The sequence below is a fragment of the Hymenobacter sp. YIM 151858-1 genome (assembly GCF_025979705.1).
Classification (GTDB): domain Bacteria; phylum Bacteroidota; class Bacteroidia; order Cytophagales; family Hymenobacteraceae; genus Solirubrum.
The window spans coordinates 491,765-502,778 of sequence record NZ_CP110136.1 but is presented as its reverse complement, the minus strand read 5'-3'; the positions used below and the strand labels follow the sequence as shown (position 1 = coordinate 502,778).

Sequence of the window (11,014 nt, the reverse complement as noted above, 5' to 3'; positions counted from 1 at the left end):
CCAATCGTTGTATAACCTTGGATAATATCAGAATAGTTAAATTACAACCTAAAATACTTGGTTTCAACAGGGTTACCTCTGCGTTTTCTACAACATAGCCGAGTTGCCACCGTCGGGAGGCAGCTGGCATATCTTCGGCCCTAGGTACCTCAGTTGGCTACCACGAAATCACCCCTCAAGCTGAGCAGGCATTCGAAACCGGCCTTCGGGGTCGGGCTGCATATCAATGGCCCGCACAATGGCCCGCAACGGAATCGGCCCGAACACGTGCGCGAAGTACTGCCCGCGGCTCTCGGCCCACTCCCTTTTCACTAACACGCCCGCGGCACCTAGGGTCGCTTCGTCGAGCTCGAGCAGCACCACATCGGCGCGGCCCAGGTAGTAGCGGTTGGCGGTTTCGAGGAGCTGGTGCAGCTCGGAGGTATGGATGAAACCCTCGGCCTGCAAATCGGCGCTGGCGAAATAACCCGTTTGCTGGGCCTGCTCCCAATCGGATAGCTCGGCTACGCGGTAAAGCATTTCTTTAATTCTGAATTAGGAATTAATAATTATGAATTGCCCAGCTGTTCGCGGCGCCGAGGCCAACCAGCTCCGAACGCAGTAGGCGGTACCCGGAACGCAAAAACGGGGCGGACAGCCAGCGCCGTCAGCCCCGTTTTTTGTTTTTAATTCTCAATTTTTAATTGACCTAAGCTTTCCAGAGCTCGTGCTGCTGGCCTTTGCTGGTGTTGAGCACCAGGCGCGTGGGGCTGGGCAGCAGCACCAGGCGCACCTTGCCGGGGTACTTCTCCGAGTCGATCCAGACGCCGTCTTCGGCGGTGGGCTCGGGGCCGTTGGGCAGGTAGGCGGTGGGCAGCAGCACGTCGGTATCAGAGCCCAGCTCGCCGTGTACTTTCTCCAGGGCGGCTTCCAGGAACTCGCCGTACTCCTCGTTGAAGTCGTCTTCGAGGTCGTGCAGTTCCTCTTCAACATCGTCGTAGCGGGCGTCGCTGTAGGCGAGTTGGTGCAATTCGTGCTTTTTCTTCAGCAGAGCCGCAAGGGCTTTATTCAGGGCGTTAGTATCCATAGGCGAAAAATGACGGCGGCGCGGGCGCGCGGCTGCATTGGCAAATTTGTGAAAGATTCAAGAAAACAGCGGCGTCGGGCACAAATTACCCCGAAACAGTATTTTTACGGAAGTATTCCCGACACCCGATAAACCACCCGAACCCCGCTCCTGCGTATGGAAACGATGACTCCGGCCGCCGCGGCCACTCCCGCTACCGCTGATTTCTTACCTCTAAACGGCACCGATTACATTGAGTTTTACGTTGGCAACGCCAAGCAGTCGGCCTACTTCTACCAGGCGGCGTTCGGGTTTGAGCTGGTAGCCTACGCCGGGCCCGAAACGGGTGTGCGCGACCGGGCTTCGTACGTGCTGCAGCAAAACAAAATCCGGCTGGTGCTTACCACCTCGCTGCTGCCCGACTCCGATATTACGCGCCACGTAGCCAAGCACGGCGACGGTGTGAAGGTAATGGCCCTGTGGGTGGATGATGCCCGCAAATCCTTCGAGGAAACCACCAAGCGCGGCGCCAAGCCGGCTTTCGAGCCTTACACCATTTCCGACGCCAACGGCGAGGTGACGCTGGCAGGCATTTACACCTACGGCGAAACCATTCACACTTTTGTGGAGCGCTCCAAGTACAACGGCGTGTTTCTGCCGGGCTTTGTAGCGCGCAAAAGCAACGTTCCGCAGGGCAACCCGGTGGGCCTGCAGTACGTGGACCACTGCGTGGGCAACGTGGGCTGGGGCCAGATGAACCAGTGGGTGAAGTTTTACGAAGACGTGATGGGCTTTAAACTGCTCATCACCTTCGACGACGACGACATCTCAACGGAATACTCGGCCCTGATGTCGAAGGTGGTGTCGAACGGCAACGGCTTCGTGAAATTCCCCATCAACGAGCCGGCCGAAGGCAAGAAAAAGTCGCAGATCGAGGAGTACCTCGATTTTTACCACGATGCCGGCGTGCAGCACATGGCCCTGATTACGCACGACATCCGCACGACCGTAACCGAGCTGCGCCGCCGCGGCGTGGAGTTCCTGTCGGTGCCCGATACGTACTACGACGACCTGCTGCAGCGCGTAGGCCAAATCGACGAAGACCTGCAGTCGATTAAAGAGCTGAACCTGCTTGTGGACCGCGACGACGAAGGCTACCTGCTCCAGATCTTTACGAAACCGGTGGAAGACCGCCCCACCGTGTTCTACGAAATCATTCAGCGCAAAGGCGCTAAGTCGTTCGGCAAAGGCAACTTCAAGGCTTTGTTCGAGGCCATTGAGCGCGAGCAGGCCCTGCGCGGCAACCTGTAAGGCGGCAGCCCTCCGGGTGCTCATCGGAGCCCCGGCCACCTAGGTGGCCGGGGCTTTTTTGTGCCCGGCAGGTACCCCACCGCACCCGTATTCTGTTGACGAGCAGCCGCCTGAGCCGCTAGGGCGGTGCTTTTTAGCGGTTGTAACCTGCCTGCCCTCAGTCCGGCGGCGAATGCGGCCCGTTTTCGAGTAGCCGCGGCCCCCGGCTGGTAGGCCGGTGTGTACTTGTGCCAGGTTGGGTCCACCGGCCCCAGTGGCGCAGCCAGCGCAGGCTTAAGCCTGTGGCGTTTTAGCGCTTATCTTTTTTCAAGCCGAATAGTACTTCTGAGAAAATAGTGGGTGGTTTTGGTGCTGCCAACCGGTTATTGTGCAACCCAGCTTTAGATTATCATAAGGTGGAGTTAAACTTTATACTGAGGAGTTGAGTAAGATTAACCATTTCTTAATACAGCTCTCCACCCCTATGAAAACACTTCTTCGCACTGCCTTTACCCTCGCACTGGGTAGCGGCCTCAGCTTCGGCGCACACGCTCAGCAAGGCGGCCATTGCCTGAGCTTCACCAGCAGCAAATCCTCGAAAGTAACGGTGCCTTTGCAAGCGCCCAACGGCGCGGTAACCATGGAAGCGTGGGTTTACTTCAACGGCACTTCGTACACGAGCGGCACCGGCCGCTACACGATTATGGAGTTCGGCGACGACACGCCCTGGTTTGGCGTGAACAGCCAGGGCCAGCTCGAGTTATACAACGTGGCTTCGGGTGGGCGCGTGCCGATGCGCGCCTGGACGCACGTGGCCTACACCTGGGACGGCACCAACGGCGCCCTGTTCGTGAACGGCACCCAGGTAGCCACCTCCACCAAAGCCCCCTGGACGCTGCCCACCGTCAACAACCTGGGCATCGGCCACAACTCCGGCGATACGGGCTGGCAGGGCTATATCGACGAGGTGATGGTGTGGAAGGACGACCGCAGCGGCCAAATCATGACCGACATGCAAAGCGGCGTGGCCAACCCGCCGGCCTCGTTGCTGGCGTATTACAAGTTTGAAAACGTGACGGGCCAAACCGTGGCCAACCAAGTGCCGGGCGGCCCGGCCGGCACCCTAGGTACCAGCGCCACCGCCGACGACAGCGACCCAGTAGCCGTTACGTCGGTGATTACCAGCTCGCGCAAAAACGCCGAGTTGGCCGAGGCCATGCTGCAACCCAGCTACCCCAACCCCTTCCGCCACGAAACCAACATTACCTTTACGCTGCAGCACGCCGCCCCCGTACGCCTGACGGTGCTCGACGTAACCGGGCGCGTAGTGGCCACCCTCCTCGACGAGAAGCGGGCTGCCGGCACGCACACGGTGCCGTTCCGGGGCTCGTTGCGCAGCGGCATGTACCGCTACCAGCTCACCACCGAAGGGCAAACCGTTTCGCGCACCATGTTGGTGCAGCCCTAGGTTGCGCTACCCTTGCTTATGCCCCGAGGGCGCCGGAGCAACCTGCTCCGGCGCCCTCGGTGTTGCTGGCCCCAGGCCCACCTAGGGGCTCTACCGATTGCCGTGCAGGCCGGTGGTGCGGGCCCACAGCTGCGCGGCCGAAGCGTGGGCAACTGGCTTGCCAGCCTTGGCGGGGGCCTGCGCAAATGCAACGGCAAAGGGCAGGGCTACAAGCAAGGCCAGCAGCATAAACAGGAGCAGGCTGACGAGGCGGTGAGCGGTTTTCATAGCGGGTAAGGAAATGAGGACGGAACAGCGGTGGAGCAACCAAGCCAGCTTGCCACAAAGCACTGGCTTTTGTACCGGCAAGTCCGCGAAAAACCAGCTGCAGTTCAATCGCATGATAATGTGAGCTTTACCTTGCCCCGGCTGCTCTGTATCCAAACTTCCGTTTTCTTTGACGTACAAACGCCACCCGAACTTTCGCATTCTATGCCTCTTTCTTCCGACATCCAGCAAAAAATCAGCACCTGGCTTAGCGGCAACTACGACGACGAAACCAAGGCCGAAATCCGCCGCCTGCAAGAAAGCGGCGACGAAGAAGCCCTAAACGACGCCTTTTACCGCGACCTGGAATTCGGCACCGGCGGCTTGCGCGGCATTATGGGCGTGGGCTCGAACCGCATGAACCGCTACACCCTGGGCATGGCTACGCAGGGCCTGTGCAACTACCTGTTGCAGCAGTTCCCCGGCGAGGAAATCAAAGTAGCTATTGCCCACGACTCGCGCCTGAACTCGCGCACCTTCGCCGAAACCGCAGCCGGCATTTTCTCGGCCAACGGCATCACGGTGTACCTGTTCGAAGCGCTGCGCCCCACCCCCGAGCTGTCGTTTGCCATTCGGCACCTAGGCTGCCACAGCGGCTGCGTGGTTACGGCCTCGCACAACCCCAAGGAGTACAACGGCTACAAGGTGTACTGGCAGGACGGCGCCCAGGTAGTAGCGCCGCACGACAAAAACATCATCCGCGAGGTAAACGCCATTCAATCGGTCGATGCGGTGAAGTTCCAGGCCGATCCGTCGCGCATCCACATCATCGGCGAAGACCTTGACAATGCTTACCTAGGCGAAGTTGCCAAGCTGAGCATCAACCCCGATGCCATTAAGCGCCAGCACGACCTCAAAATCGTGTACACGCCGCTGCACGGCACGGGCATTACCATGGTGCCCAAGGCCTTGCAGCGCTTCGGCTTCGACAACATCCACATCGTGCAGGAACAGGCCACGCCCGATGGCAACTTCCCGACGGTGAAGTCGCCGAACCCCGAGGAGAAAGTAGCCATGCAGATGGCCCTCGACCAGGCCAAGCAGCTCGATGCCGACATTGTAATTGCCACCGACCCCGACGCCGACCGCGTAGGCATTGGCGTGAAGAACACCCATGGCGAGTGGGTGCTCGTGAACGGCAACCAAACCGCCGCGCTGCTCACGCACTACCTTGTATCGGCCCGCCAGCAAGCCGGCCAGCTCGATAAGGAGAAGGATTACATCGTGTACACCATCGTGACGAGCGACGTGCTCGGCGACGTGGCCCGGCACTACGGCATCCGCTCTTACCAAACCCTTACCGGCTTCAAGTACATTGCCGGCATCATCCGCGACCTGGAGGCCCGCAACGAAGGCCACTACTACATTGGCGGCGGCGAGGAAAGCTACGGCTTCATGATCGGCTCGTTCGTGCGCGACAAAGACGCCGTTTCGGCCTGCTGCCTAATTGCCGAAATGGCCGCCGTGGCCAAAGACCAGGGCCGCACGCTGTACGAGGAAATGGTGCAGATGTACCGCACCTACGGCCTCTACAAAGAAGACTTGATTTCGCTGACCAAAAAAGGCCAGCGCGGCGCCGAGGAAATTCAGGAAATGATGGCCCAGCTCCGCCAGAACCCGCCCGCTTCCCTAGGTGGCTCGCCCGTGGTGCAGCTCCTCGACTACCAGCAGCAAGTGGCCCGCGACCTGCGCACCGGCCAGGAGCGCCCCCTGGAGTTGGAGCGCAGCAACGTGCTGCAGTTCCTCACCGAAGACGGCTCCAAGGTATCGGCCCGCCCCTCGGGCACCGAGCCCAAAATCAAGTTCTACTTCAGCCTGAAGCAGCCCTTCGGCAACGGCGCCGATTTCGAGCAAGCCCAGCAGCAGCTGGATGGCCGCATTCAGCAGATTATTCGGGAGATGCAGCTGCAGTAACCCCAGCCGACTTGCCTAAATAAGAAAAAGCCTTACCGTAACGGTTGGGCTTTTTCATTACTAATACTTGCTAGGTACCTTCACGGGCCGAAGCAGAAAACACCTTACGCTTTGCTATTCATCGTGATTGAGCAACGTGCAACATTGGCTTTTGACTGCAGCAATACACTAGTTAATCTATGATCAAACCTTACTCCTCTATGGATGCCCGCCAAGGCAATGCTTTGTTTTTATGGTTGCTGATGCTTGCCACGTTCTGGCTACTCGCACGCTCAAGTGCGGATGCCCAGGGGCTGCCCGGCTACATCGTAAAGGCCAATGGCGACACCCTGCGGGGCCTGGTTGCTGAAATCAGCCACCAGCGCATAGCGTATTGGGTGCGGCCAGAGGCTCAGCCGCAGTATTTTACTCCTTCGCTGGCCAAAGCTTATGGCGTAGGCGAACATACAACATTCGTGAGCCGCCCTGCTCGTTTGCGCACCGGCCAAGACTCGCTACGGTTTGCGCAACCCGTGCTGGTGGGGCACGCCAGCATTTACAGGACCTCGTTTGATAGCGCCACGCTTTGGCTGGCTCCGCCGGCGCAGGATACCCTGTATGAGCTCACGTCTCGTAATTGGAACCTGCTGTTTGTGCGTTTCTTATCAGGCTGCGCACAGCCAAACCTGACCGATTTGCGGGTAATCGGCCACCGGTATACCCCCAAATTTATTACCGATTTGGTGGAGCAGTACAACCGGTGCCGCCAACCTGGTTGGCGACCTCAGAAGCAAAAGACCTCCTTTGTTCGGTCTGGCTTGCATATTTGGGCCGGCACAATGGTAGTGGCGAACTACACATACAACGGTGCTTACGAGGGCACTAAGTCGCCAAAAGAACGCCGCCCAGGCTGGGCATTAGGCGTTGATATGCGTTTGCTACGCCCCGATGGGTTTTGGTTGGGATTGGGGGTAGCAGCCCAACAGTTTCGCGGCGGCCTTAAGCCCTATCAGGCGTTTACCGGCAGCACAATGTTCAGTTTGTCCTATTCGGAAACCTACCACGTCAGCAGCTTTTTATTCAGACTCAGCACCGGACGCTACTTTGGCGTACCGGGGCGTACCCGGCCTTTTGTGCATTTTCAGGCAGCTCCGTCCTTTGCACTAACCGGTAAGTACCAGAGCCGTTACGACTACTCCAACACGCTAACCGATTTTGGCGTCAAGGAAAAACTCTACGGCAATTTTGGCGCACAAGCCAGCCTAGGCGGCGGCCTGAGTGTACCTCTATCAGCCGCGCGTGAGCTGCAACTGAGCGTACAATATGGCCAGTATGGCTTATTCTCTAATCCGGTTCTTCGAAGCAGTTTCGTATCCGCTGAACTGGGAATGGATATTAGCAGCAAGCCGCGGTAAGGCGGCAGGTGCAACCATTGCAAACCAGCCACGCAGCGCCGCCGCATCAGGTACCACCATTTGCACTACTGCGGCAATTGCCCGCTGCATACATAAGCAGCACCCCAACCGCCATACCTAGTGCATCATTTAGGGAGTGTGGCTGCCGTATGCTCGGTCATCATCTACTCCACCAAGCCCAGGCTTGGTGGGAGACTTACTTTTTGCTTGAATGCACCGCTTTACAACCGAATGCATGATTCGACTTTACACGCTGATTTCCCTTGTACTATTACCAATTGCAGCTTTGGCCCAAGGCCTGCCGGGCTACGTACTTAAGCTGAGCGGCGACACCGTACGCGGAACCATTACCGAGCGCCGCGGCCAGGTGTACCTGCGCCAAGCAAATGCAGCAACGCCCCAGCGGGTCGGCCCGAGCCAGGTTAAGGCCTACGCCGTTGGGGCCAACGCGCCTATTCACAGCTCGGTGGTGCGCTTGGCCTCCGGCGCCGATTCGGTGTGGTTTGTGTTGCCGCAGCTAATCGGCCCCGCCAGCCTATACATGGATGCCTCGCAGAGCGGTATGCTACTGCGTCCCGCCGCTAACGATACGCTTTACGAACTCAGCCCGAGTAATTGGCATGTGTTGTTCAACCGCTACCTAACGGGTTGCGCTACCTTAAAGCAAACCGATGCCCGTGTGCTGGAACTACCCTACTCGCCCGAAAATGTGCGACGGGTACTAACGGAGTACAACACCTGCGTTGATCGGGAGTGGCGCCTGCGCCAGCCTTCGGTTTCATCTGCTTGGCAGGAGGGCTTTGCCGTGCGAGCGACCGGGTTATTCGGCTTGTTGGGCAACAAAGGCCAGACCAATTTGCTGCCGCAGGTTGGCTTTGAGTGGACGGGCCTGCGGGCCAGCGGATTGTACGCCAGCCTGCAGCTTGATTACAGCTACCTGAGTGCTTATTCCGGCGTGACCAGGACAACCAACAACTTCAACGCCCCCGTGGAGCAGCGCGAGTACAGCCGGGCAGGCATGGCAGCGGCTACCACTGCCCTAGGTAAGCGCTGGGGGCAGCCCCAGCGAGTAGGCCTGCACGCAGGAGCGGGCATGGGCCTTTCGTTTATGGCTCATCAGTTCAACGAGGTGCAGCAGCGCCCGGCGGGCAGCGCGGGGCCGTTTCGGGTGGCCGAAAGTTACCATGGCGGGCGTGGCGTTGCCGCGCACCTCGACCTGACCGCCGGCGTGCACCTGCCCCTAGGTGCCCAACGGGAGTTGCGCCTGCAGGGGTGGTACCGCAATCTGTTGCTGACGGGGCTGAGCTTTGCTGGAGTTCAGGTAGGCTACCATTGGTTGCGTTAAGCAGCGAGGCTTGTTAACCGAGCACCCCGCTCGGCTTTTTACAACCGCACCCCAATACCTGGCCCAAACAGCACAAACCAGTGATAAGCTTTGCCTTGGTCGGTTGGCACTTTGCCGTTGAGCAGGTAGCCGCCGCCCAGGTACAGCGGGAAGGTGAGTTTGGCGTCGCGGCGCGTAGGGTATACCGAGCCCAGGATTACGATGCCTAGGTCGCGGTTGACATCACTGGAGCTACTGAGGTTGAACGCGTTGAGCGCCACGAAGCCCGCACCGATTTTGTAGGGCCGGAGGCGGTTGATTTTCTCGGGGTTGTAGAAGCTGAACTGCGCCAAGGTGGCCAGCGAAATACCCCCGAAGGAAGTGTAGTTGGCATCGGGTTGGCCCAGCTTACGCGTCAGCAAACCAGCCGGGAAACTGATATCGATATCAAATTTGAAATTACGCTTCAGCACCAGCTCCACGGTTTGGGTGGAGGGCGGCTCGCTGTACTGCGAAGCTTGATGTCGCACCACCACCACAATGCGGCTCCATTCGTCGAGGTCGTAGGTTTTGCGGCCCAGCAGGCTGTTGAGGCTCAGCGGATCGGTGCGGCACTGCTTGTCCTGGTAAAAGGCGGCGCGGGGCGAGTTGTCGCCGGGGCAGATGACGACGTTCTCGACGTTGCGGATTTCGATCAGCTCGCCTTTGCTGTTGAGCGTACGAATCTCGAACGACAGGAACTGCTTGCCGTAGAGCGACTTGTCGGTATCGATGGCGTTGGTGTTGAAGTTGAACACCACGTCGCGGATGGTGTGCTCGTAGAGCACCGGGCCGTTGAGGCGCGTAATCGGCCGCGACGACTCGCCGTAGCTCACCGACACGAAATCGAGCGGGTGCGGGCGCTGAAACTCGCGCACCGTAAGCGCAAAGCCGGTGGGTTGCCCGGCGTTCAGGATCATGCTCTTGCGCTTGTCGAACGTTACGGGCACCTGCACCCGCAGCACCACCCGCGCCTCCGTCCGCACCGACGAATCGGACGGAATTACCTGCAAATCCTCCAAATGAAAGCGTGCTTTCTGCAGCCCCTCCCCTTCCAGGCGCACGTCCACGGTTTCGCCGGGGCTTACATTGAGCGACGACGTCCAGTCGCCGCCGCGGTGCAGCACCTGCACGCTGGTAATGGTGGTTTTGGGGGTAATGTCGAGGTTGGTGACGTACTGCGCCTGGTCGTTTTGCTTGATGTAGAGGTAGCCCTCGGTTTGGCGGTGCGTGTTGAAGGGGCGCAGGTAGCACAGCACGCGGTCGTTGCTGAGGTACTGGCGCGTATAGAGCTCGGCAATGAGCGCGCCACCGGGCTCCTCCTGGTCTTCGAGGCGGTAGGTACGGCGCAGCTCAAACGCGCGGCCGTTGTCCAGTATCAGCTCCACGCCGCGGCGCCGGCTTACATCATCGAGCGTGATGCTGCGCTTATCGGGCGACAAAAACCGCAGGCGCGAGGCTTTCACGGTAAACTCCTGGCGCAGCAGCGGCAGCTGGTAGCTGAGCTTGCCGCCGCTGAGCAACTGCGGGCGCTCGGTTTGCAGGCGCACACCTAGGGCTTTGCGGCCCAGCTGGTTGGGCAGCACATGCAGGCGCAAAGTGCCGTTTTGCTCGCGCACCACGCGGTAGTCGAAATCCTCGCCGCGCACCCACTCGCCGGTGGCGCGCACGTTGCGCGGGTTCGAGCTGTTCAGCTCAAATACCTTCTCCTCGCCCACGTACAGTTCGTCGTCGGTGCGGCGGATGGAAACCGAGGTGCGGGCCACGGGCAGCAGCGGCACCACGTCGCGCCAGGCCTCCTGGCCCGGGGCGTCGGCGGGTTGCTCCACCACCAACCGGATAAACTGGCTGCTGGTCAGGTCCTGAAATTTCAGGCGGGTGCGGTAGGTGCCGTCGGCTTCGAGCGTAAGCGAATCGAGTTGCTGAAAATCGGCAGAGTGGCGCAGACGCAAGGGCTTTTGGCCGGGCAATTTGCCCTCGGGCAACAGGCGCAGCTCCACGGTTTCGTCGTCGCGCCGAAACCAGAAAAACAGCGTCGGCTCGCCCTGCACATTTGCTGTGTGGCGGCTAAGCTGGTAGGTGGCCGTATCGGTGCGAATGATGACGTCGCGCAGCAGCGAGCTTTGCGCGTTGGCGGTGGCCGGATTCAAGAACAACAGCCCCAGCAGGGCGCCGAGCAAACGGAAGGCAGAACAAAAACGCACGATGCAGATCCCAAACGCGGCCGATACATC

9 protein-coding genes are annotated in these 11,014 nt (G+C 59.5%); 5 read left to right on the top strand and 4 right to left on the bottom strand.

Annotated features, from left to right (window positions below; all coding sequences use genetic code 11):
- Nucleotides 1-168: 168 nt before the first annotated feature.
- The gene (locus tag OIS50_RS02125) at nucleotides 169-519 is read right to left on the bottom strand and encodes a DUF952 domain-containing protein (RefSeq protein ID WP_264692680.1); all 351 of its coding nucleotides are present in this window, start codon (nucleotides 517-519) and stop codon (nucleotides 169-171) included.
- A 169-nt stretch (nucleotides 520-688) separates the two neighbouring features.
- The gene (locus OIS50_RS02120) at nucleotides 689-1,066 is read right to left on the bottom strand and encodes a hypothetical protein (protein ID WP_059069877.1); all 378 of its coding nucleotides are present in this window, start codon (nucleotides 1,064-1,066) and stop codon (nucleotides 689-691) included.
- Between the two features lie 156 nt (nucleotides 1,067-1,222).
- Between OIS50_RS02120 and hppD the strand changes: the two genes are divergently transcribed.
- Together hppD and OIS50_RS02110 are read left to right on the top strand one after the other, a co-directional pair.
- Complete coding sequence (gene hppD / locus OIS50_RS02115) at nucleotides 1,223-2,356, top strand: 4-hydroxyphenylpyruvate dioxygenase (protein ID WP_264692679.1); 1,134 nt, start codon at nucleotides 1,223-1,225, stop codon at nucleotides 2,354-2,356.
- A 463-nt stretch (nucleotides 2,357-2,819) separates the two neighbouring features.
- Entirely contained in the window at nucleotides 2,820-3,803 is a 984-nt protein-coding gene (locus OIS50_RS02110; RefSeq protein ID WP_264692678.1) for a LamG-like jellyroll fold domain-containing protein, read from the top strand.
- Between the two features lie 90 nt (nucleotides 3,804-3,893).
- Here OIS50_RS02110 and OIS50_RS02105 read toward each other — a convergent pair whose 3' ends face one another.
- The gene (locus OIS50_RS02105) at nucleotides 3,894-4,070 is read right to left on the bottom strand and encodes a hypothetical protein (protein ID WP_264692677.1); all 177 of its coding nucleotides are present in this window, start codon (nucleotides 4,068-4,070) and stop codon (nucleotides 3,894-3,896) included.
- Between the two features lie 204 nt (nucleotides 4,071-4,274).
- On the opposite strand from OIS50_RS02105, the gene OIS50_RS02100 reads away from it, so the two are divergent.
- The 3 genes from OIS50_RS02100 (at nucleotide 4,275) to OIS50_RS02090 (ending at nucleotide 8,762) form a co-directional block, all read left to right on the top strand.
- Nucleotides 4,275-6,023, top strand: coding sequence for a phospho-sugar mutase (locus tag OIS50_RS02100; protein ID WP_264692676.1), 1,749 nt, complete (start codon nucleotides 4,275-4,277; stop codon nucleotides 6,021-6,023).
- A 179-nt stretch (nucleotides 6,024-6,202) separates the two neighbouring features.
- Entirely contained in the window at nucleotides 6,203-7,417 is a 1,215-nt protein-coding gene (locus OIS50_RS02095; RefSeq protein WP_264692675.1) for a hypothetical protein, read from the top strand.
- Between the two features lie 235 nt (nucleotides 7,418-7,652).
- On the top strand, nucleotides 7,653-8,762 hold the full coding sequence (locus OIS50_RS02090) for a hypothetical protein (protein ID WP_264692674.1): 1,110 nt from the start codon (nucleotides 7,653-7,655) through the stop codon (nucleotides 8,760-8,762).
- A gap of 38 nt (nucleotides 8,763-8,800) precedes the next feature.
- Here OIS50_RS02090 and OIS50_RS02085 read toward each other — a convergent pair whose 3' ends face one another.
- A complete protein-coding gene (locus OIS50_RS02085; protein WP_264692673.1) occupies nucleotides 8,801-10,984 on the bottom strand; it encodes a hypothetical protein in 2,184 nt (727 codons plus the stop codon).
- Between the last annotated feature and the right edge of the window lie 30 nt (nucleotides 10,985-11,014).

Excerpts from the sequence above, each read along its gene's own strand:
- OIS50_RS02125 (WP_264692680.1), bottom strand. The coding sequence starts at position 519 with ATGCTTTACCGCGTAGCCGAGCTATCCGATTGGGAGCAGGCCCAGCAA.
- OIS50_RS02120 (WP_059069877.1), bottom strand. The coding sequence starts at position 1,066 with ATGGATACTAACGCCCTGAATAAAGCCCTTGCGGCTCTGCTGAAGAAA.
- hppD (WP_264692679.1), top strand. The coding sequence starts at position 1,223 with ATGGAAACGATGACTCCGGCCGCCGCGGCCACTCCCGCTACCGCTGAT.
- OIS50_RS02110 (WP_264692678.1), top strand. The coding sequence starts at position 2,820 with ATGAAAACACTTCTTCGCACTGCCTTTACCCTCGCACTGGGTAGCGGC.
- OIS50_RS02105 (WP_264692677.1), bottom strand. The coding sequence starts at position 4,070 with ATGAAAACCGCTCACCGCCTCGTCAGCCTGCTCCTGTTTATGCTGCTG.
- OIS50_RS02100 (WP_264692676.1), top strand. The coding sequence starts at position 4,275 with ATGCCTCTTTCTTCCGACATCCAGCAAAAAATCAGCACCTGGCTTAGC.
- OIS50_RS02095 (WP_264692675.1), top strand. The coding sequence starts at position 6,203 with ATGATCAAACCTTACTCCTCTATGGATGCCCGCCAAGGCAATGCTTTG.
- OIS50_RS02090 (WP_264692674.1), top strand. The coding sequence starts at position 7,653 with ATGATTCGACTTTACACGCTGATTTCCCTTGTACTATTACCAATTGCA.